Source organism: Micromonospora sp. NPDC007208, assembly GCF_042869175.1.
Lineage (GTDB): Bacteria > Actinomycetota > Actinomycetes > Mycobacteriales > Micromonosporaceae > Micromonospora > Micromonospora foliorum.
Genome location: NZ_JBIAFG010000015.1, coordinates 52,259 through 72,438, shown reverse-complemented (window position 1 = coordinate 72,438; position 20,180 = coordinate 52,259). Strand labels below are relative to the sequence as shown.

Genomic DNA, 20,180 nt, shown 5'->3' with positions numbered 1-20,180 from the left:
CCTTGGGATGTGATGCTGAGGATCCCCAGCGGATCGCCGCCTTCTGGGCGTTGGCCCTCGGCTATGTCAGGGAGCCCGGTTTCGACGAGCCCGACAACGCGTCCATAGTCGACCCGGACGGTCGTGGTCCTGCCATTGCCTTCCTCAAGGTCCCCGAGGGAAAGTCCGCCAAGAACCGCATGCACATCGACATCCGGGTGGCCGGTCCGGGCTCCGGGGACATGACCGAGCGCGCCCAGTTGATCCGGCAGAAGGTGCCCGACCTGGTTGCCGCCGGCGCGACGGTGGTCCGCGAGGAGTGGTACGGCGACGTCCTCGGGCACGTCGTCATGCGTGATCCCGAGGGCAACGAGTTCTGCATCGCTTGATACCGGTGCCCGGTCCCGCGTGTGGCCGCCGGCCGGCTTTTCGACCGGCGGCCGCGGGATGCCCGCCGCTGCAGCGGCTGTGGCATCGTCGCCAAACTTCCCCAAGCCGCGGAGATTAAGCACGACCAATAGTTGATCCTGCCCGTCAATCCAAGGGTTCCAGGTGGGCTACTTTCCGGCGGTCTCTGCGGTGCGCTCCACCATGGCTTGGGCGACCTCGCGGATGCTGCGGTTGGTGTCGTGCGCCATGGTCGTCAGGCCGGCGAAGGCCTGGTCGGGAGTGCAGCGCCGCTCGCCCATGATGATTCCTTTGGCCTGTTCGATGACAGCTTCACCGGCCATGGCGGCGACCACGTGTTGCGAGAGGGTCACCTGGACGTCGTTGAGGTGGTCGTTGGCCATGGCGAGAGTGGCATAGCTGGCGAAGGCCTGCGCCAGGGCGACGGCGTCGGCGTCGAAGACGTGGGGGTCGCTGGCGTAGAGGTTGAGCGCCCCGCCGCCTGAGGCGTGGGCCGGCAGCCCGATGGACAGGGAGCTACGGGCTCCTGCCCGCACCGCACCTGCGGTCCAGCTCGGCCACCGGCTTTCGGTTGCCATGTCGCTTACGGACTCGATGCTGGTAGCGCGTGCGGCCTGCAGGCAGGGGCCTTCGCCCAGCGTGTACTGCGACTCGTCGAGGGTCAGAGCGAGGCCGCCGGTACACGCCGGGGTGTGCGCGTCGGTGCCCCGCACCACGGTGACGGATGCCTCGGTGACCCCTGGGATGCTGGCTCCGGCGAGGTCGACGACGCGTTGGAACATGTCGCGAAGGCTCATCTCGCGGGGCTTGATCCGCCCGAGTTGCGCGAAGGCGTCGCTGGGCTGCATGGGCTGGTTGTACGTCAAGAGCGCGTCCTTAGAAAGGCACATCACCGGTGCCCTCGGCGGGGCCGGCGTGCGTAGGTCGCTGCAGGCCCCTGCTCCGAGGGAGTCCTAGACCTACGCCGCTTCTTGACGCTGGTTCGGTCGACGGTTGCGGGCGTCGACTACAGACCCCGAGCGTACGCGCCTTCGGGAACCGCCGCTGATCGTCGATCGTCGCGAGGGGCGGCATGCCGCGGGACGTGGATGACAGCCGACGTTCCGGTACGGGTAGGCTGGAGGCCTGTGGCACGGTGCCTTCGATGGGCGTCGTCGAGACCAGCGTCAAAAAGCGGCGCGGATCCCGGACTCCGGATCAGGAGTCCTGCAGCGATCCGCGCAACCCACCCCGGAGGGTACGCGCCCTCGTTAAGGACGCCTCGATGACGCACGTCGAACCCATGGACCCGCACCAGGCGTTCGCCGAGCTCGGCCGTATCCGACTCGCCGACGTTGACCTCGACGCCCTGCTGGACAGGATCGCGGAGCTGGCCAAGCGCACGATCCCCGGCGCCAGTGAGGTCAGTGTCACCCTGCTACACGGCAACAAGCCGCAGACCGCGGCCTTCACCGGCGAACTCGCCCGCGTCCTGGACGAGAAGCAGTACGAACGTGGCTACGGCCCTTGTCTGCAAGCCGCCGAGAGCACCTCCAGCCTGATGGTGCCGGACACCGGCAGCGAGCAGCGGTGGCCCGGCTGGGCCCACGCCGCCGCCCAGGCCGGCGCGCACAGCTCCCTGTCGGTCGGGCTGCCCGTGCACGAGCACGTCACCGGCGCGCTGAACATCTACGCCACCACACCGAACGCCTTCGACGACGACGCGATCGCGATCGCGCAGACGTTCGCCGGGTTCGCCGCCGTCGGCCTGGCCAACGCCCACCTGTACGAAACCCAGGCCACCCTTGCCGGGCACATGCAGAAAGCGATGGAGAGCCGCGCCGTCATCGAACAGGCCAAGGGCATCATCATGGGCGAGCGCCGTTGCACCCCCGAGCAGGCCTTCGCCATCCTGAGCAAACTGTCGCAGGACGCCAACCGCAAAGTGCGCGACGTCGCCTCGGCCATCGTCGAGAACGCGCGCCGCCCACAGCCGTAGCAGACAGTTGACGGTGCACCCGATATGGGGAATGCCTGCCGTCTTCGACCAACGGCAGCACCGTTTGCTGGTGGAGCCGGAGGGTAGGGGGAATTCATGACTACGCCTGAGCAGAGTCAGCAGGAAAGAGCCCTCGAAACCGGGGCGGTGTATCAGGACGCCGAGGGGCGCCGAACGACGGATCCGGGCTCCGGGGCCGCGCACGCCGACAGCGAGGCCGACCGCAACGCGGAGCACCTGAGGCAAGGCGAGGTCGGGCCGCGCGTCCCGGAGGAGTAGCGGGCCAGGGTTCACGCTCAGGGCGGAAACGTCCGAATCCAGGAACTGGCCGCCGGCGGACGCCGTTTGCGCCTCCTGTCGTCGGGAAGGCGCTCGGGTGACAACGACGCGCGGGTCAGCCCGCGCCACCGACGGGAGGCCGACATGGGTGACCGGGAACGGCTGCACGATCTTCGCCAGCAGGCCCACGACGCGAAGATCGAGGGCAACTCCAAGATGACCGAGGAGCAGCTGCGCGACGCGCTGCGTAAGGTCGGCCGGGGCGAGCAGCCCCAGATGGCGAAGCGCCAGGCCGAGCGCTGACCCGGCGGTCGGTGCCGGCAGGCCCTCGGTCGCCGGCACCGCCCCGCCTGTCTCACCTCATGGTTGCCAACAGGTCCCGGCAGGCCCGCTCGCACGCCCGGCACGCCTCGGCGCAGACCCGGCAGTGCTCGTGCTTGTCGGCGTGCGCGGCGCACTCGTCCCCACACCCCTTGCAGGCGGTGGCACACGCCTCCAGCAGACTGCGGCTGATGTTCGCGTCGTAGCCGGTGTGTCGCGACAGCACCCGAGCGGTGGTGGTGCAGATGTCGGCGCAGTCCAGGTCGGTGCGGATGCACTTGGTCAGCTCGGCGACCATGTCCTCGCTCAGGCAGGCGTCCGCGCACGCGGTGCAGGCCTGGGCGCAGTCGTTGAGCGCGTCGATCGCCGCCGCCAGCTTCGCGCGGTCCAGGTTGATCGATTTGGGGTACGTCTCCAGCATGGGCATGGTGGTGCTCGGCATCAGGAAGCCCTCCCTCTCGGTTCCTGGTGCCCTACCCGAAGCGTCCCCGGACACACCGGGTGGACGCGGGCGGCACGGCGGCAGGAGCAGCGGGTACGGGTTGCCGTGCCGGTTCAACGCCCAGATGTTCCGGCTGCCCTGTCCACCAGGGCCTGCGCCACATCGCGGAGCTTGCGGTTGGAGTCCTGCGACACCTTCGCCAGGATGCTGAAGGCTTCGTTCGAGGTGCACCGGCGCTCAACCATGATGATGCCCTTCGCCTGCTCGATCACCGCCCGGCTGGCCATCGCGTCCTGCATCTGCCGGGCGAGGTTCGCGGTGCTCTCGTAGAGCTGGGCGTTGGCCAGGGCGACGGCGGCGTACGCGGCGAAGGTCTCCAGCACGGCGACCGTGTCGTCGTCGAAGGCGTGCGGTGTGCGGGCATAGACGTTGAGCCCGCCGACGACCGCCTCCTGGATCGGCATGCCGATCGACACGGAACTGCCGACTCCCGCCTTGCGGCCACGCTCCGCCCAGTCGGGCCAACGATCCTCGGCTGCAAGATCCGGTACGGCGAGGATGGCGCCGCTGGTGGCCGCGTCCAGACACGGACCGCTTCCCTGGGCGTACTGGCGCTCGTCCATGTCGAGAGCCAGCTCGTCGGTGAACGCCGCGGTGTGCCCGGTCCCGCCGCGAACCAGCGTGACCGACACCTCGACCGGCACGGGCAGCACCCGTTTGGCCAGTTCCGCGACGCGCTGCAGAACGTCGTCGAGGCTGGTCTCACCGAGCTTTATCCGGCCGAGTTCGGCGAAGGCGTCGGCGGGGTCCGTCGGCGAGTAGGTCACGGCACCAGGTCCTCACAGCCGGCGCGCCCGTCGAGGAACCAGAGGTCGGAATGGTGGGCACGCGGATGGCAGCCCGCGTGTCGCGGACCGCTGCACGGACCCCCACTGGGCGGTGCCGGGACCAACGCCGGTTGCTCGACGCCGATTCGCCACATCCGGTACGCGGACGTGAACTACAGGCCCGTCAGAATACTCGGGCTGTCAGTCGGCGACGAGGAGCGCCTGGGGCGCGGCGGCCTTCATCCGGGTACGCAGCCACTTGAGCTGGGTCGCCGTTTCTCCTTCGCAACGCCGCACGACCGCGAGCAGCTCCTCGTCGCGGACACCGTAGGCGGCCTGGCCGACGACGGTCCAGGTGATGTCGCACTCGGCAGCCATCAGGTAGAGGTCCTGGAGGTCCCGTAGCAGGCCGATGCCGCCGGTGCGGGTGCCGGTGAACAGTTGCGAGTGCAACCGGTCGGGTTCGTCGGGGGCGTCCTCGGAGTAGCGGGCCACGAACGGGCGCAGCTGTTCGGCGTAGGCGTCGCAGCGCAGCGCCTGCTGCTGGCAGAGGTGCTCGATGTCGGGTTCCTCGGCGTGCGCGTCGGCGACCTGCCGGAACGCGTCGGCCAGGTTGACCTGCGCGCGGTGCAGGAGACCGAGGTAGTGGGCGAGGTGCACGGCTCACTCCTTCCCGCTGGTGGCCTCGGCCGACGGCCCACCAACGGTGGGCGGCACGTCGGCGTCCGCCGGTGGTGCGCTGCCGCCGACCGTCGGCGCCGGCGAGGGTACGCCCCGCCCGCCGGCGAGTTTCGTCACCGCGACGGCCGCGACCTTGAAGAGGGGCTGCTTGGAGACCGGGTCCCAGGCGGTGACGGTCAGCTCGTTCGCCGCCCGTGGAGTGCGGTCGGCGGGGTCCTGGTCGAAGTAGCCGTAGTGGAAGGGCAGGAAGACGACGCCGGGGCGGATGCCGCAGAGCCGGGCGCGGGCCTGGATGGCGCCGCGCGCCGAGGAGACGCCGACCAGGTCGCCCTCGACGATGCCGAGCCGGGCCGCGTCGGCGGGGTTGAGCTCCACCCACACGTCCGGTGCCGCCTGGTTGAGTTGCGGGGCGCGGCCGGTCTTGGTGCGGGTGTGGAACTGGTAGACGGTGCGACCGGTGGTGAGGAGCAGCGGATGCTCCTCGTCGGGCACCTCTGGGGAGGGTTGGTAGTCGACGCTGTGCAGGAACGCCCGCCCGCCCGGTTCCTTGGCCCGGTATTCCGCCTCGGTGAACTCCGCACCGGTGGCCAGGTCCTGGCCGTACGTCTCGCAGTAGTCGGGGTCGGTGTGGAAGTGTCCGTCGGTGTAGAGACGCTCGGTGCCGTCGGGGTGCTCGTCGGTGCAGGGCCACTGGATGCCGGAACCGGCGCGCAGCTTCTCGTAGGTGATGCCGGTGTAGTCACATGGCCGGCCCCGCGAACACTCCTTCCACGCCTCGAACACCTCCTCCGGTCCGCTCCAGTCGATCAGCGGCTGGCCGTCGCGGTCACGGAAGTCCATCCGGCGGGCGTAGTCGAGGAAGATGTCCAGGTCCGGGCGGGCCTCCCCGGGCGGGTCGACAGCCTTGTCGGAGATGTGCACGGTCCGGTCGACACTTGTGAACGTGCCGGTCTTCTCGCCCCAGGTGGCGGCGGGCAGCACGACATCGGCCAGCTCGGCGGTCTCGGTGAGGAAGAGATCCTGGACCACCACGAACAGCTCCGGCATGCTCAGGATCTGCCGGATCCGGTGCAGCTCCGGCAGCGAGACGGCCGGGTTGGTGGCGGAGATCCACAGCAGTTTGATCGAGCCCTGCTCGGCGTACCGGAAGATCTGCATGGCGTGTGTCGGTGGCGCCCAGTGCGGGATGGTGTCCACGTCCACGTTCCACAGTCGGGCCAACTCCTCGATGTGGGCGGTGTTCGCCCAGTTGCGCAGGCCGGGCAGGTCGCCGTCGGCGCCGGTCTCCCGGGTGTTCTGGGCGGTGGGCTGGCCGTTCATCTGGTAGATCCCGGCGCCGGGCCGGCCGATCATGCCGCGAACCAGGTGCAGGTTGTTGACGGCACACGCGGCGGCGGTGGCCTGGTTCGACTGGTAGAAGCCCTGCAACACGGTCGACAGCAACCGCTGCGAGGTGCCGAGCAACTCGGCGGCGCGCTCCACGTCGGCGGCCGGTACGTCGCAGATGGCGGCTACCCGCCGCGGCGGGTAGCCGTCGACGATCCGGCACAGCTCGTCGAAACCGACTGTGTGTGCGTCGACGTAGTCGTGGTCGTACCAGCCGCGCCGGATGATCTCCCGGAGCAGGCCGTTCATCAGGGCCACGTTGGTGCCGTTTCGCACCGCCAGGTGCAGATCGGCCTCCCGGGCGACCGGGGTGGCGCGCGGGTCCACCGCCAGCATCGCCGGCGGGTTGGGGCCACGGCGTCGGTCCAGCATCCGCATCCACAGCACCGTCTGCGTCTCCGCGACGTTGTGACCCCACAGCGCGATCGCGTCGCAGTGGTCCACATCGGTGTACGAGCCGGGTTGCCCGTCGGTGCCGAAACTCGCCTTCATCGCCGCCGCCGCGGTGGCCGTGCACAGCCTGGTGTTGCCGTCCATGTGCGGCGTGCCCAGACCGGCCTTACCGATCACACCCAGCGTGTAGTACTCCTCCAGGAACAGTTGCCCGGTGGTGTAGAAGCCGAAGTGTCCCCACCCACCCGGCCCGTCGAGGAGTTCCTTCGACCGGGCCACGATCCGGCCCATCGCGGTGTCCCAGTCCGACTCGACCAGGCGACCGCCGTCGCGTACCAGCGGTCGGGTCAACCGGTCCGAGCTGTGATTGGCCTGCCAGCCGTACAGGTCCTTCGGGTCGACCCGACCCCGGTTGATCCGGTCCACGGCCCGACCGCGCACCCCGACGATCCGCCCGTCGGCGACGCCGATGTCCAGCGCGTCGCCGTTGGAGTGCAGCACCGACGCCGACTGCACCCACCGGTCCACGTCGGCATCGGACCGGCCGTCGGCCAGGTACCGGTCCACCCGCACCGGCCACTCCTGCCCCGGCCCGTACGGGGTCCGCTCACCCCACGGGTCGGCGATCCGGTCCACCACGATGTTCTCCTTCCGACGAAGGCGCTGCCGCCGCCCACAGCGGCATCGGCCGGCCCGACACCTGTCCGTACAGCCAGTCCACGACAGTGACCAGCACCACCGCGCCGGCCGCGACGAGCAACTGGGTCGGGGTGCGGAGCAGGCCCAGGCTCACGATCAGTGTGGTCGCACCCGCGGGGGCGTGGGACGCCTTCAGCAGCACCAGCACCGATGCGGTCACCGCCAGCGACCCGGCCACCGCCACGATCCTCATCCCGGTCACCCCCTCCTGGAGCGCCGAGGGTTCGTCGGCGAGCCCGCAGACCACCAGGAACAGGTACCCGGCCAGCAGGGCCACCCCGTGCCCGATGAACGTGTTGCGCGGCGACGACTCGGGAGATCCCGGCTTCTCCACGTGCAACATCACCGCCGGCCCCAGACTGGGAAACAGCCACGGCTGGTGAGTGACGAGTGCGACCAGCCCGGCGAGCACCACCGCCAGCGCGCCGCCCGCGAAGGCGTGCGCGGAGCGCCCCGCTCGACCCATCACGTTCCCCCTGCCACTCGTGCCGCTCCGCGCCTGCTCGGAAATACTTCTCCCGAATCTTGTTCGTCATGCCTGCCCGAGGTCACCGCGGATCGTCGAAGCCTTCGGTGGCCCGTTCGCGGCGCAGGTGCGCCAGCGCCCGCCGGCCCAGGTCGGTGTTCTCCCGACCGAGCGCCTCGTACATCGTGGCGACCTTCTCGTAGGGCTGCGCGGGCGGGAGCAGTGGGATCGCCGGGTCCACGATCGCCTCGATCAGCGTCGGCCGGTCCGCCGACAGGGCCTCGTCCCACGCGGTGTCGACCTCGGCTGGACTGGTGACCCGGGCGCCGCGCAGACCCAGCAACTCGGCCCACCGGGCGTACGGCGCGTCGGGCAGGCGCTGGGAGTCGACGAAGCGGGGATCGCCCTCCATCTCCCGCTGCTCCCAGCTCACCTCGGCCAAGTCGCGGTTGTGCAGCACCAGCACCACGAACCGGGGGTCCGCCCAGTCCCGCCAGCGGTGTGCGACGGTGAGCAACTCGGCCAGCCCGTTCATCTGCATCGCACCGTCCCCGGCCAGTGCCACCACCGGTCGGTGCGGGGCGGCGAGTTTCGCGGCCAGCCCGTACGGCAGCGCCGAACCCATCGAGGCCAGGGTGCTGGACAGGTGCGCGTCCACACCGACGGGTAGCCGCAGGTGCCGCGCGTACCAGTAGGTCACCGACCCGACATCCACTGCCACCTGCGCGTCTGCGGGGAGCCGGTCGGTGAGGGCGTGCAGGACGTACTGCGGGTTGACCGGCTCGGCCGTGGCGGTCGCCCGCTGTCGGGCGATGTCCCGCCAGCGGGTCACCTCGCCCTCGACGCGCTGACGCCAACTCCGGTCGGACCGCTCGGTGAGCAGCGGCAGCAGCGCCCGGATGGTCTCGGCGGCGTCGCCGAGCAGTGGCACCTCCACGGGGTAGCGCATGCCCAGGCGCCGGCCGTCGATGTCGATCTGCACGGCCCGGGCCTGCCCCGGCGCGGGGTAGAACTCCGACCAGGGATCGTTGCTGCCGACAATCAGCAGGGTGTCGCACTCGTTCATCAGCATGCTGCTTGCGGTGCTGCCCAGGTGGCCCATCACGCCGGTGTGAAAGGGCAGCGACTCGTCCAACACCGGCTTGCCCAGCAGCGACGCGGTCACGCCGGCGCCCAGCGCCTCGGCCAGCTCGACCACCTCGCCGGCGGCGGCCCGGGCACCCTGCCCCACCAGGATCGCCACCCGCTCCCCGGCGTCGAGCAGGTCCGCGGCTGCCCGCAGATCACCGGCGCGGGGCCGCAGCTCCGGAACCGGCAACCCGGGGTTGGTCACCATGATCCCGTGCTCCTGTGCGCCGAGGTCCGGGGCCGGGGCGGTCTGCACGTCGTGCGGCAGGATCACACAGGTCGGGCTCCGGGTCGCCAGGGCGGTGCGGATCGCCCGGTCGAGCAGCATCGGCAGCTGTTCCGGGGTGTACGCGGTCTGCACGAACTGTGCGCACACATCGCCGTAGAGGCGTACCAGGTCGATCTCCTGCTGGTAGCCGCTACCCAGCACTGACGTCACCTGCTGACCGACCAGGGCGAGCACCGGCTGGGAGTCCAGCCGGGCGTCGTAGAGGCCGTTGAGCAGATGCACAGCGCCCGGTCCCTGGGTCGACAGACACACCCCCAGCCCACCGGTGTACTTGGCGTGCCCGCACGCCATGAACGCCGCCGTCTCCTCGTGCCGGGCCTGCACGAACTCCGGCCGGCCGGCGCGACGCAACGCTCCCATCACCCCATCGATACCGTCCCCGGAGTAGCCGAAGACCCGGTCCACGCCCCAGTCGGCCAATCGGGCCACCACCAGGTCCGCCACCGTCGCGTCCGCCACCGTCGCCTCCTCGCCTCCGACCGCCCTTCCAGCAGATGGCCCTACCCCCAGGCCGGCGGAACGAACCGGACGGGCAGCACCTCTTCGGGGATCCGCACGATCGGTGCCGGCTCGGGACTCGCCACCGCTCGAATGGTGTCAGCGGCGGAATGCTGGGTAGGGTGGTTCGCGGGTCAAGACATGCGCCCAGGTCCGCCGCCCGCGCCTCGTCGCCGCGGGAGGGTCCGACTCACCGATGCACCAGATCGGGAGGGCGTCATGTCCATCCTCGAACAGCCCACTCGGCACCACGCGCAATCCACTCGGCACCGCGCCCAACCCCCTCGGCACGACGCTCAACTCATTCGGCACGATGCTCAGCCCGCCAAACCGATCATGACGCTGGACCTGCACAACGACCGGCACGCACCACTGATCGTCGTTTCCGGCGAGGTGGACATGAGCACCGCCCATCTCATCAGCGAGCTGGCCGAACACGTGATCACCCGGCGACCCGTACGCTTGGCGCTTGATCTTTCCCGGGTGACCTTCTTCAGCGCCCACGGCATCAGCGCCCTGCTGCGAACCCAGCGCGCGGCCGAGGCTGCCGAGGTCACGTTGGCTCTGCAGGCCGCCGCTCCGTGCGTCACCTATCTGCTGGCGGTGACCAGCGCCGGGATAGAGCTGGACATCCCGGCGGCCCACGCGAGTCGGTGATCCCTTTTTCGATTGGGAAGCGCCGATCGGGGGGAGTAGCCCGGCATGAGGGGTGCAGGTGCGGCAGTGGGTGCCGCTCTGGTTCTGGTGACCGTGGCAGCCTGTAGTTCGGTGACCGACCGCGGCAATGCGGCGGCTGCCGTCGCCGTGCGGATGCTGACCGCCGTCGCCGAGACGGACGCGCCTGCGGCCTGCGCGTTGCTGGCACCCGACACCCTCGCCGAGCTCGAACAGTCGGCGGACAAACCATGCGTGGAGGCGATCCTCGCCGAAGACCTACCCAAACCGGGCAGGGTGTCGGCCAGCGAGGTGTACGGCCAGTGGGCGCAGGTGCGGCTCAGCGGCGACACGGTCTTCCTCGCGGTCTTCCCCGGCGGCTGGCGCGTGGTCGCCGCCGGCTGCACCGCCCGGGGTGAGAAGCCCTACGACTGTGTGCTCCAGGGAGGCTGAGCCAGTGCGGATCCAGTTCGTGTTGCTGCTGCTCGTGGTCGCTGCCGGCCTGGTCTACTTCAGCGCCCTGGGGGTGCTGCACCGGTGAAGAGGTTTCTCCGCGACAACTCCCTCGGCCTGGTCTTCGGCCTGCTGTTCCTCCTCTCACTGGTCGGTCAGGCGTTCGCCGGGCACGGCGACTTCAACCAGCGACAGCTCAGCGAGGGTCTGGCACCTGTGTCGCTCGGCCGGTACGTCACGTCGGCGAGTTTCGCAGTGGACGTCACGGAGAACTGGCAGTCGGAGTATCTGCAGTTCTTCCTGTACATCTTCCTGACCGTCTGGCTGCTGCAGAAGGGCTCACCGGAGTCCAAGAAACTCGACAAAGTTGGGCGCGAATCGGACGAGGACCAGATGGTCGGCGCCCACGCCACCGACACCTCACCTGCGTGGGCAGGCATCGGTGGGGCACGGCAGGCGCTGTTCTCCCACTCGCTGGGCCTGGTCATGGGTACGATCTTCGCGCTGTCGTGGCTGGCCCAGTCGATCACCGGGGTCGCCGCGTACAACGAGGAGCAGCTCGGCAACCTCCAGGATCCCGTGTCGTGGGGGCAGTACCTGCTGCAACCCGACTTCTGGAACCGCACCCTGCAGAACTGGCAGTCGGAACTGCTGGCCGTCACGTCGATGGTGGTCTTGTCGATCTACCTGCGGCAGCGCGGGTCGTCGCAGTCGAAACCGGTAGGTGCGGCCCACACCGCGACGGGGGTCGAGGGTTGACCGGCACCTACCTCGACGGCCGGCACCCGTGTAGGCGATGCCATCGACCCTTGCCGGCGGCCGCTTCGGACGTACCTCGTCGCCCCGCCCGGCCCCTGGCGACGTCCGTTCCCGGCCGAGCGGGTCATTCCCCGCCCGTCGGCTGGCGGATCGTCACCGCGCACGTCTCGGTCTGCGCCGCCCTCACCGCCTGACGGCGAGCGCCGCCCGGGACAGGGCCCGAGCGGCGCGTCTCCGACATCAGGTGCGTCGCCTGGTGCGGTGCGGGACTAGGTGCGCGTGCTCCACTGCTGGTTGGCGCCGCCGTGGCAGGCCCAGAGGTGCAGTTGCGTCCCGTTGGCCGTGCCGGAACCGACGGCATCGAGGCACAGCCCCGATTGGGCGCTGGTGATGGTGCCGTTGGAGTTGAGGTTCCACTGTTGGTTGGCTTGGCCGTTGCAGTCCCAGATGAGGACTGCCGTGCCGTTGCTGCTGCCCGCCCCGCTGGCGTCCAGGCACTTGTTGCCGTAGACGGTCAGGGTGCGATTGGCGGTATGGGTCCAGCGCTGGTTGGTGCCACCGTGGCAGTCCCACAGTTGCGGGCGGGCGCCGTTGCTGGTGCTGGAGTTCGGGATGTCGACGCACCGGCCGGATTGGCTGCCCGCGATCAGCACGTTCTGCTGGCCGGTCGGCGGGGTCGTCGGCGGGGGAGTGGTGGGCGGCACGTCCGAGCCGAACTGGGTGAAGAACCGCCACACCTCCTGCTTGACCCAGCTCCGCGCGCCGCTCTCACAGCCGGCGCACCCGTCCACCGGACCCTGCTGGTGGCCGCCGTCGAAGGCGGCCCAGACCACCGGGTATCCGGGCTGGCAGGAGTACGCCGTGGTGATGTGGGTCAGGCTGCCAGCCCTCGGCTCGGGCGGGCTCTGTGCGGCACAACCGTTGTTCCGGACGAACCTGTCACGCAGCGACCGCCCACTCTGGATGTTGTCGTTGATGCCGTGAATCCCCAGGTACGCCACGGGCTGGGTGCCGCCGCTGCATCCGCTGATCGCCCCCGGTGCCGCGATTGCCGCGACCGCCCGGAACACCGTCGGCCGGGAACACGCCAACGAGTAGCTCATCGCGCCGCCGTAGCTGAACCCGACCGAGAACCGTTGGGTGGTGTCGACGCAGAGAGCGTTGTCGATCATGCGGATCATGTCGTCGGTGAAGGTGACGTCCTCACCGTTGGAGTTGCCCCAGCCGTTGTTGAGGCCCTGCGGGGCGACGAAGATCGTGGTGTTGTTCGACTGGGAGAGCATGCCGTAATAGGCCCACGGGGCTCCGTCGGTGCCGCCTGAAGCGACCTGGCTGGCGGTGCCTCCCAACCAGTGGAACCCGAAGGCCAGCCGGTGGGCGTAGGTGTTGTTGTAGTTGTCCGGCAGCCGAAGGATGAAGCTGCGGCTCTTCCCGCTGCTCTGGATGGTGTGCGTGCCGCTGTTCAGCCCAGGCGCCTTGCCGCAGCCGGCAGTGGTGGCCGCCGCCGCCGGTGCGACGGTCGTGACGACGTACGTTGCGACGGCGATCAGGACCATGACCGCCATGGCTGCCCCCAGCCAGGGGGCGGACAGTTTGCGAAGTGGCACGGTTGAGCCTCCTTGTGTGTGAGTGGACAGCAAGACCGACCGATGACCTCCCGGGAACGTCGCCGGGCTCAGCTTCGGCTCCATCGTTGGTTGGCCGCGCCGGTGCAGTCCGAGATCTGGATGCGCGTGCCGTTGGCCGTGCCGTTGCCGACCATGTCCAGACACCGGTTCGAACCAACCCCGGTGATCGAGCCGTCGGTGTTGAGCCGCCATTTCTGGTTGGACTGGCCGTTGCAGTCCCAGATGATCACCGAGCTGCCGTTCGCGGTGCCGGCGCCGTTGACGTCAAGGCACTTGCCGCCGAAGACGCGCAGCTCCTGGGCGGCGGTCGAGGTCCAGCTCTGGTTGCTCTGGCCGTGGCAGTCCCAGATGATCGCCGCCGTGCCGTTGGCCTGCGAGGCGCCGTTGACGTCCAGGCACCGTCCGGAGGACGTGCTGCGCAGGGGCGAGGTGCCGCTCGGCGGCGGGGTGGTCGGTGGCGGCGTCGTGGGGTCGGTGCTACCGAACTGGGTGAAGAATCTCCACACCTCGCCCTTGGTCCAGGTCCGGGCTCCGCTGTCCCCGCCGCCGTCCACCGGACCGGGGGTGTGCCCGCCGTCGAAGGCGGCCCAGACCACCGGATAGCCGGACCGGCAGCCCGAGTAGGTGGTGGTGATGTGGGTCAGGCTGCCCGCCCTCGGCTCGGGCGGGTTCTGTGCGGTGCACCCGTTGTTCCGCACGAACGTGTCACGCAGGGAGCGTCCGGCGGAGACGTTGAGCACCGGATCCCCGATGCCGTGAATGCCCATGTACGCGACCGGCTGGGTGCCGCCGCTGCACCCGCTGAGCTGCCCGCCGGAGTAGACCGCGACAGCGCGGAAGACACTTGGCCGGGAACAGGCCAGCGAATAGCTCATGCCACCGCCGTAGCTGAAGCCGAGCGCGAACCGTTGCGTGGTCTCGACACAGAGGTCTGCCTCGATCACCCTGATCATGTCGTCGACGAAGGTGACGTCCTGGCCGCCTGGGTTGGCCCAGCCGTTGCCGTTGCCCTGGGGGGCCACGAAGATGGTGCTGTTGTTCGCCTGCTGCCGCAGCCCGTAGTAGGACCAGGCGGCCCCGTCGGACCCACCGCCGTCGACGTCGTTGGCGGTGCCGCCGTTCCAGTGGAATCCGAAGATCAGCCGGTAGGCGTGGTTCCGGTCGTAGTTGTCAGGGATCCTCAGGATGAAACTGCGGTTCTGGCCGCTGCTCTGGATGGACCGTTGGCCGCTGGTCAACGTGGGCGCCTTGCCACACCCGGCGGTCGCCGCGGCCGCTCCGACGTTCGCGGCCGACGCGGTGGTGCTCAAGCCACCGGCCAGTGCCGCCGCGCTCACGGTCACGACGACGGCCGCCGCCGTCGCGAGCAATCCAAGGATGGGTCTACGTCTTGTCATGAAGGGGCTCCCGCCACTCGGCACGAACTGGTGACAACGGCGCCCGGCCGGCTCATCGACACGGGTTCCCGTCGCTGGTCTCGCCGCCCACGCGGGACCAGTCGGTCGTCGAATCGATGGTGGTCACACGTGCGCCCGAACACCACGCGACCGATCGCCGGACGGTGCCGGGGCACCCGGCTCGGCGTCGAATCGATTCGCCCCGACGCTAGATCGCACAGTGACAGATGTCAATGCTGTGTCCGGCAGGTTGCGGGACGGCCCGGTCAGGCGCCCGTGAGATCGGCCGCGCCGAAGGAGACCGCGAATCGCTTGCACCAGATGGAGACGCTCCGGAAATCGCGTGGGTCCACCGATGCCGGTAGCTCGTACACCTGGTTGCCCCTGTTGCCCTTGAGCTTCGCCAGCTCGACCCATTCGCCGTCGTCGAACACCCGCCAGCCGGCCGTACCCCGGATGACCGGCTGGTCGGTCAGCCACACCCGCAGGTCCGGACCGTTCGACGTGTCCAGGTCCCGGATGACGAGCTGGTGGCGTCCGTCGGCGAGCCGGTGGATCTCGGCACTGCCGGTCGTCCGGTGCTCATGGGTGACGAACTCACCGGCAGCCAGGATCTCGTTCACCGCCGAGGCGGGTGCCGAGGTCGCGGGCGTCGGGCTCGCGGACGCCGGGGTCGGGGTGGCCGACGCCGTTCCTGCGCCGGGAATCGCTTCGTCGACGTAGGTGTCGGTGAACAGCTTCCACGGTTGGAACCAGTAGAGGGCCAGCATCGCCACGACGACGGCAGCGGCGAGGCCGGCCCGGGCCACCGGTGACCGGAAGATGCTCTTTCCCACCTCCGCAGCGTACGGCCGCGGTTGCCGTCGAACCGTTCGCGAATCCTTTCCGAACTCTTACGACGGCATACCCGCCAACGCCTGTCCACACGGGCAGGCCCCCTGGTCCGCCGGCAATGTCTTCACCGCGTCGCCGAGCAGCAGGCGCAGACGATCGATGTTCCGGGCGAAGACCGTGAACACCTCCTGCTGGGTCACGCCCTCACCAACCTCGACGCCCGAGTCGAGGTCGGTCACCAGGGACAGCGCGGTGTAACACAGTGCCAGCTCGCGGGCCAGCACCGCCTCGGGGTGGCCGGTCATGCCGACGACCGACCAGCCCTCCCGGCCGTACCACCGTGATTCGGCGCGGGTGGAGAACCGCGGCCCCTCGATGACGACCATGGTTCCGCCGTCGACCGGCTGCCAACCGGCGTTGCGGGCGGCGTCGAGGACGGTGGATCGTCCGACCGGACAGTACGGGTCGGCGAAGGGCACATGGACGACCTGGGGGAGTTGCCCGTCCGCGCCTGGCTGGCCGTCGTAGTAGGTCTGCGTGCGACCGCTGGTCCGGTCGACGAGTTGGTCCGGTACGACGAGGGTCCCGGGGCCCAGATCCGGTCGCAGGCCGCCCACAGCGCCCGGTGCGAGCACCTGGCGGACGCCGAGTGCGCGCAACGCCCACAGGTTGGCCCGGTAGTTGATGCGGTGTGGGGGGAGGGTGTGCCGGCGTCCGTGGCGGGGCAGGAACACCACCGGCCGCCCGGCGAGACTGCCGATGGACAACGTGTCGCTCGGCGGCCCGTAGGGGGTGTCGACGGTGTGCTCGGTGATGTCGTCGAGGAATTCGTAGAAACCGGATCCCCCGATCACGCCGATCGGTGGGCGGTCACTCGTGCTGGTGCCTGCTGCTGACATGGGTGCCTCTCCCGGGTGACGTTGCAGAGCTCGTGGGGCCGACTCAGGGACGGTCGGTTCGTCGGTCCGTGACGTGCCGACTGACCGCGGTGGCGACGACCAGAACGAGCACGATCGCGGCCCAGAGAACAGCCAGCCCGACAACGAGCCCCAGCGGGTAGTTGCGGTCCGGCAGGCCCGGGTTCGGCGGCGCCGAGGGCGGTCGCCACAGCAGGGGCACCGCGATCAGTAGCAACGTGGCGCTGGCCATCAGGCCCGCCGCGATCCAGGCCAGGCGTAACCGGTTCGTCACCAGTCGGCCCAGCGCCAGCCCGACCAGTCCCACCAGCGGTGCCACCAGGACGTCGTGCAGGACCGGGCCGCCGATCAGCCACGGCAGGGTGGTACCGAGCTGGGGGAGGAGCAGCCAACCGCCGTACGCGGTGGCCGCGGCACCGAGCACGAGGAGGAGCAGCCGGACCACTCTCACCGCAGTACCTCCAACCGTGCCACCCACTTGGTCTGGAGGACGCCCGGCCGGCTCGGGGCGATGAGTCGGCAGGGGTACCCGTGGTCCGGCGACAGTTGCTCGCCATTGATCCGCAGGGCGAGCAGGGTCAGCGCGTCACGGGCATGGGCCGCCGGCAGTGTGCTGGCCGCGTACAGGCCGTCGGGTTCCAGCGAGGTGACCCGAACCGGTCGGCCGGTCGGTGCGCCGGCCCAGCGGAGCAACTCGACGACGGGCACGCCGGTCCAGTGGGCCGATGCGCTCCAGCCCTCGACGCAGGCGATCGGCAACTCCGCCGTGCGGTGCGGCAGGGCCGCCAGTTCGGCGAGGGACAGGGTGTTTCGCCCGCCCGGCCAAACGATCTCCAGCCGCCAGTTCGGCGGAACGGCGATGCGCGCGGCAGCCGCCGTACGGTTGATCGGTATGCCCTGTGGCCCGGAAGCGGAACGCCATGCCAGCGGCGACACCCGACGTAACCACGGCACGGTGACCCCGGCGGTGGCCAGCACGGCGATGCCGGCGACGCCCACCGAGGTACGCAGGAACGCGCGCCGCTGCGCCGAGTCCCGATCGTCAGGCCGCGGTGCCGCGGCCCGCACCGCTCTCCCGCCCCGCAGTGGCGTGCCCAGCGCCGCGCGGGCGACCGGGAGCTTCACCGCGACGTGCAGCAGTACCGCGCCCGCCACCAGCCAGGCGACCGCGTAGTGCGCCGTCGGGAAGAAAAAGCCCCACGGGTAGGACTGGGCGACGTTGAACAGGCCCGTGACCAGTTCGAAGAACGCGGCGCAGACCAGCACCAGGACGGAGGTCCGTTCGAGGGCGTGGACGGACAGCCGGATCGGCTGGCGCACGGGCGGCCGGACAAACAGCCGGGGGTAGACGCTCCACAGTTTGGCCAGCAGCAACGGAACGGCCGCGACACCGGAGAGCACGTGGACGCCCTGGGTGACCCGGTACAGGTTGACCGGTCGGGTCGGCCAGGTGAACCAGCCCGGCGGGTGCTGGAGGTAGTGGCTGAGCAGCCCGGTGCCGAAACACAGCCCGAAGGTCGCCCCGAGCCAGAGGCCGAGTCGGGCGGCGACCAGCGGCGAGTGCGAGGGCGCCGTGAAGTCCTCGGGGACCGGGAGGCGTGGGCGGCGGATCATGGGCGCGCCAACTCGGCGAACCAGCGTCCACCGAACCGGAAACGGTCGGCGACCCGCAGCCCGGCAGCGGCGGCGGTACGGGCCACCGCCTCCGCCCCGACCCGCGCCCACCGAAACGCCGGTCCCCGCAGTTCCCGGTCGCCGCACGATCCGGACAGGACGTACGCCTGCCCCTGCCACAACCCGGCCCCCGGGGGTTGCACCTCGACCACAAGCGTTCCGTCGGCCGCGATCAGGGCGCCGCACCGGCGTAGCAGTCGGACCGGGTCGCCACCGATGCCGATGTTGCCGTCGATGAGCAGGGCGTGCGCCCACCTCCCCTCGCCGGGAAGTGGTGCGAAGACGTCGCGTCGCAGGGCGACCACACCCCGGCCCTGGGTCAGCCGTACCGCCTCGGCGGAAATGTCCACCCCCAGTGCGACGAGGCCGCGCTGGGCCAGTGCCCTGGTCAGCCGGCCGGGGCCGCAACCGAGATCGATGGTGGGTCCGGCGCAGCGTGCGGCGACGGACTCGACTGCCGGTTCCGGCGGGCCGTGCCAGCGCCGCACCGGCAACAGGTCACGTCGCCCATCGGTGTACACCAGCCAGTGGTCGGGTTGGGTCGCAGGCACCGCGGCGACCGGTGTGCCGTACCCGTCATGGTCGGCGGGCCACCCGCCGCCCAGCGCCACACCGAAACCGTCGAGGCTGATCGTCGACGTCACCGGGGGCGTCCACTCACCAGCTGATCGCCCACCGACGCGACCGCCTCCGCGAACCGGGTGCCAGGTAGGTCGGCTGCGACCGCCAGCGCCGACGACCAATCGTCGACATCCCGCAGAACGGGCAGGATCGCCGGGTCCATGCCGTGCCCACGCAGGGCGTCGAGGGTACGGCGACCGGTGTCGTCGGTCGACATGGGAACATCGCGTAACGCGTTCGCGTACGACGGATCGCGTAACCCGAGCGCCCACCAGCCACCGTCGAGCGCCGGTCCGAGCACCGCCTCGTGCTCGGCGAGTCGCTGTAGCGCGGTGGTGAGCAGGGCCGGCCGGATCTGCGGCGTGTCCATGCCGATCTGCAGCACCGGTCGGCCGGGGAACGCCGCAGCGGTGTCGGCGTGGGCGTTCGCCAGCCGGTCGGCGAACGTGGCGCCGCGCTGCGCGAGCAGGTGCCAACCCGCCAACGCGGTGGTCAACTCCACGCCGTACTCGGCATCGGCGAACCGACCGGTGTGGGCCAACACGGGAATGGTCGACGCGGTGGCGCGCACCGCCGCGAGGGTGTCCAACAGCGCCGCCGCCGCGACCCGGGCCGCCTGGGTGGGATCAGCGGGCGGGCAGAGGCGCGTCTTGGCCAGCCCGGGGACCGGTGCCTTCGCGACCAGGAGCAGGACGTTCACCGGCCACCACCGACGTCGGCGCGCAGCACTCCGGCGAAGTCCCGGCTCGCCCGCCACGTGCCCCGGACCGACCCGGAGACCTTCGATCTGGTGCCGGCGGCCCGAGGCGTGTACGCGACGTCCAGCTCGAGAATCCGCCAGCCCGCCTCGGCCGCCCGGAGCAGCAACTCCAGGGGGTAGCCGAACGCTCGGTCGTTGACACCGAGGCCCAGCAGCGCCGCCCGGCGGGCCACCCGGATCGGGCTGATGTCGTACACCGGCACCCCGCGACGCCGCAGCGACGCGGCGACCAGCGCGTTCCCGGTGCGGGCATGCCACGGCCAGGCATCCGCCGACACCGGCCGACGCCGCCCGACGGCGAGATCCGCCCGACCGTCGAGCACCGCCGCGACGAGCGGGGGCAACTCGGCTGGATCGAACGAACCGTCCGCGTCGAGTACGCAGACCAGATCCGCCTCCGCCGCCAGCAGGCCGGCGTGCACGGCCGCGCCGTACCCGCGTCGCGGCTCGTGGACGACCCGGGCCCCGCACGCGGCCGCGACGACCGGCGAACCGTCGGTGGAGCCGTTGTCGACCACGATGGCGCGGTAGCCGGGCGGCAGACCGCTCAGTACGGCAGGCAGTGCGGCCGCCTCGTCCAGACAGGGCAGCACCACGTCGATCGTTGTGTGCATACCGGCGACGCTAGGCCCGCCCCGGGCCGTCCGGACCGCCGTTCGTCCTTACGAATCGCTTACACGGCAACCGATTCTTACGACTCCCTGACGTC

22 protein-coding genes are annotated in these 20,180 nt (G+C 70.3%); 6 read left to right on the top strand and 16 right to left on the bottom strand.

The annotated features are described in order from the left end of the window. The first annotated feature begins 2 nt into the window (after window positions 1-2). Window positions 3-368, top strand: coding sequence for a VOC family protein (locus tag ACFYL6_RS25435; protein WP_387174870.1), 366 nt, complete (start codon window positions 3-5; stop codon window positions 366-368). Window positions 369-536: 168 nt separating this feature from the next. On the opposite strand, the gene ACFYL6_RS25430 is transcribed toward ACFYL6_RS25435, so the two are convergent. Beyond that, window positions 537-1,253 (bottom strand): ANTAR domain-containing protein, encoded by a 717-nt coding sequence (locus tag ACFYL6_RS25430; RefSeq protein ID WP_387174868.1) that lies wholly within the window; start codon window positions 1,251-1,253, stop codon window positions 537-539. Between the two features lie 398 nt (window positions 1,254-1,651). Here ACFYL6_RS25430 and ACFYL6_RS25425 point away from each other — a divergent pair, with 398 nt between their 5' ends. Next, complete coding sequence (locus ACFYL6_RS25425) at window positions 1,652-2,365, top strand: GAF and ANTAR domain-containing protein (RefSeq protein WP_387175076.1); 714 nt, start codon at window positions 1,652-1,654, stop codon at window positions 2,363-2,365. Window positions 2,366-2,788: 423 nt separating this feature from the next. Beyond that, on the top strand, window positions 2,789-2,947 hold the full coding sequence (locus ACFYL6_RS25420) for a hypothetical protein (protein WP_387174866.1): 159 nt from the start codon (window positions 2,789-2,791) through the stop codon (window positions 2,945-2,947). Window positions 2,948-2,999: 52 nt separating this feature from the next. Here the strand turns inward: ACFYL6_RS25420 and ACFYL6_RS25415 are convergent, their stop codons facing one another. From ACFYL6_RS25415 to ACFYL6_RS25390, 6 genes are all read right to left on the bottom strand, one after another. Beyond that, a complete protein-coding gene (locus ACFYL6_RS25415; protein ID WP_387174864.1) occupies window positions 3,000-3,407 on the bottom strand; it encodes a four-helix bundle copper-binding protein in 408 nt (135 codons plus the stop codon). A gap of 113 nt (window positions 3,408-3,520) precedes the next feature. After that, complete coding sequence (locus ACFYL6_RS25410) at window positions 3,521-4,234, bottom strand: GAF and ANTAR domain-containing protein (RefSeq protein ID WP_387174862.1); 714 nt, start codon at window positions 4,232-4,234, stop codon at window positions 3,521-3,523. A 201-nt stretch (window positions 4,235-4,435) separates the two neighbouring features. Continuing rightward, entirely contained in the window at window positions 4,436-4,894 is a 459-nt protein-coding gene (locus ACFYL6_RS25405) for a hypothetical protein (RefSeq protein ID WP_387174860.1), read from the bottom strand. A gap of 3 nt (window positions 4,895-4,897) precedes the next feature. After that, a complete protein-coding gene (locus ACFYL6_RS25400) occupies window positions 4,898-7,333 on the bottom strand; it encodes a molybdopterin oxidoreductase family protein (protein WP_387174858.1) in 2,436 nt (811 codons plus the stop codon). Then, the gene (locus tag ACFYL6_RS25395; protein WP_387174856.1) at window positions 7,302-7,859 is read right to left on the bottom strand and encodes an HPP family protein; all 558 of its coding nucleotides are present in this window, start codon (window positions 7,857-7,859) and stop codon (window positions 7,302-7,304) included. The genes ACFYL6_RS25400 and ACFYL6_RS25395 overlap by 32 nt, the downstream gene beginning before the upstream one ends. Before the next feature lie 82 nt (window positions 7,860-7,941). Next, a complete protein-coding gene (locus ACFYL6_RS25390) occupies window positions 7,942-9,735 on the bottom strand; it encodes a thiamine pyrophosphate-requiring protein (RefSeq protein WP_387174854.1) in 1,794 nt (597 codons plus the stop codon). Between the two features lie 375 nt (window positions 9,736-10,110). Between ACFYL6_RS25390 and ACFYL6_RS25385 the strand changes: the two genes are divergently transcribed. The 3 genes from ACFYL6_RS25385 to ACFYL6_RS25375 all read left to right on the top strand — a co-directional run bounded on the left by ACFYL6_RS25385 (window position 10,111) and on the right by ACFYL6_RS25375 (window position 11,640). After that, window positions 10,111-10,431, top strand: coding sequence for an STAS domain-containing protein (locus ACFYL6_RS25385; RefSeq protein ID WP_387174852.1), 321 nt, complete (start codon window positions 10,111-10,113; stop codon window positions 10,429-10,431). Between the two features lie 111 nt (window positions 10,432-10,542). Continuing rightward, a complete protein-coding gene (locus ACFYL6_RS25380; RefSeq protein WP_387174850.1) occupies window positions 10,543-10,881 on the top strand; it encodes a hypothetical protein in 339 nt (112 codons plus the stop codon). Window positions 10,882-10,965: 84 nt separating this feature from the next. After that, entirely contained in the window at window positions 10,966-11,640 is a 675-nt protein-coding gene (locus tag ACFYL6_RS25375; protein ID WP_387174848.1) for a DUF6766 family protein, read from the top strand. A 269-nt stretch (window positions 11,641-11,909) separates the two neighbouring features. On the opposite strand, the gene ACFYL6_RS25370 is transcribed toward ACFYL6_RS25375, so the two are convergent. The 9 genes from ACFYL6_RS25370 to ACFYL6_RS25330 all read right to left on the bottom strand — a co-directional run bounded on the left by ACFYL6_RS25370 (window position 11,910) and on the right by ACFYL6_RS25330 (window position 20,085). After that, the gene (locus ACFYL6_RS25370; RefSeq protein ID WP_387175074.1) at window positions 11,910-13,196 is read right to left on the bottom strand and encodes a ricin-type beta-trefoil lectin domain protein; all 1,287 of its coding nucleotides are present in this window, start codon (window positions 13,194-13,196) and stop codon (window positions 11,910-11,912) included. A gap of 119 nt (window positions 13,197-13,315) precedes the next feature. Further along, window positions 13,316-14,665 (bottom strand): ricin-type beta-trefoil lectin domain protein, encoded by a 1,350-nt coding sequence (locus tag ACFYL6_RS25365; RefSeq protein ID WP_387174846.1) that lies wholly within the window; start codon window positions 14,663-14,665, stop codon window positions 13,316-13,318. A 266-nt stretch (window positions 14,666-14,931) separates the two neighbouring features. Continuing rightward, a complete protein-coding gene (locus ACFYL6_RS25360) occupies window positions 14,932-15,501 on the bottom strand; it encodes a DM13 domain-containing protein (protein ID WP_387174844.1) in 570 nt (189 codons plus the stop codon). Between the two features lie 57 nt (window positions 15,502-15,558). Next, window positions 15,559-16,398 (bottom strand): S-methyl-5'-thioadenosine phosphorylase, encoded by an 840-nt coding sequence (locus tag ACFYL6_RS25355; RefSeq protein ID WP_387174842.1) that lies wholly within the window; start codon window positions 16,396-16,398, stop codon window positions 15,559-15,561. A gap of 43 nt (window positions 16,399-16,441) precedes the next feature. Continuing rightward, window positions 16,442-16,867 (bottom strand): hypothetical protein, encoded by a 426-nt coding sequence (locus ACFYL6_RS25350; RefSeq protein WP_387174840.1) that lies wholly within the window; start codon window positions 16,865-16,867, stop codon window positions 16,442-16,444. After that, a complete protein-coding gene (locus ACFYL6_RS25345; protein ID WP_387174838.1) occupies window positions 16,864-18,030 on the bottom strand; it encodes a molybdopterin-dependent oxidoreductase in 1,167 nt (388 codons plus the stop codon). Before ACFYL6_RS25345 ends, ACFYL6_RS25350 begins: the two co-directional genes overlap by 4 nt. After that, window positions 18,027-18,734 carry a class I SAM-dependent methyltransferase gene (locus ACFYL6_RS25340; RefSeq protein WP_387174836.1) on the bottom strand — a complete coding sequence of 236 codons (708 nt, stop codon included), beginning with the start codon at window positions 18,732-18,734 and terminating at the stop codon, window positions 18,027-18,029. The genes ACFYL6_RS25345 and ACFYL6_RS25340 overlap by 4 nt, the downstream gene beginning before the upstream one ends. Beyond that, window positions 18,731-19,411 carry a DUF2064 domain-containing protein gene (locus tag ACFYL6_RS25335; protein ID WP_387174834.1) on the bottom strand — a complete coding sequence of 227 codons (681 nt, stop codon included), beginning with the start codon at window positions 19,409-19,411 and terminating at the stop codon, window positions 18,731-18,733. The genes ACFYL6_RS25340 and ACFYL6_RS25335 overlap by 4 nt, the downstream gene beginning before the upstream one ends. Beyond that, entirely contained in the window at window positions 19,408-20,085 is a 678-nt protein-coding gene (locus tag ACFYL6_RS25330; RefSeq protein WP_387174832.1) for a glycosyltransferase family 2 protein, read from the bottom strand. Before ACFYL6_RS25330 ends, ACFYL6_RS25335 begins: the two co-directional genes overlap by 4 nt. Window positions 20,086-20,180: the final 95 nt, after the last annotated feature.

Excerpts from the sequence above, each read along its gene's own strand:
- ACFYL6_RS25365 (WP_387174846.1), bottom strand. The coding sequence starts at position 14,665 with ATGACAAGACGTAGACCCATCCTTGGATTGCTCGCGACGGCGGCGGCC.
- ACFYL6_RS25420 (WP_387174866.1), top strand. The coding sequence starts at position 2,789 with ATGGGTGACCGGGAACGGCTGCACGATCTTCGCCAGCAGGCCCACGAC.
- ACFYL6_RS25330 (WP_387174832.1), bottom strand. The coding sequence starts at position 20,085 with ATGCACACAACGATCGACGTGGTGCTGCCCTGTCTGGACGAGGCGGCC.
- ACFYL6_RS25370 (WP_387175074.1), bottom strand. The coding sequence starts at position 13,196 with ATGGTCCTGATCGCCGTCGCAACGTACGTCGTCACGACCGTCGCACCG.
- ACFYL6_RS25425 (WP_387175076.1), top strand. The coding sequence starts at position 1,652 with ATGACGCACGTCGAACCCATGGACCCGCACCAGGCGTTCGCCGAGCTC.
- ACFYL6_RS25395 (WP_387174856.1), bottom strand. The coding sequence starts at position 7,859 with ATGGGTCGAGCGGGGCGCTCCGCGCACGCCTTCGCGGGCGGCGCGCTG.
- ACFYL6_RS25385 (WP_387174852.1), top strand. The coding sequence starts at position 10,111 with ATGACGCTGGACCTGCACAACGACCGGCACGCACCACTGATCGTCGTT.
- ACFYL6_RS25415 (WP_387174864.1), bottom strand. The coding sequence starts at position 3,407 with ATGCCGAGCACCACCATGCCCATGCTGGAGACGTACCCCAAATCGATC.
- ACFYL6_RS25345 (WP_387174838.1), bottom strand. The coding sequence starts at position 18,030 with ATGATCCGCCGCCCACGCCTCCCGGTCCCCGAGGACTTCACGGCGCCC.
- ACFYL6_RS25355 (WP_387174842.1), bottom strand. The coding sequence starts at position 16,398 with ATGTCAGCAGCAGGCACCAGCACGAGTGACCGCCCACCGATCGGCGTG.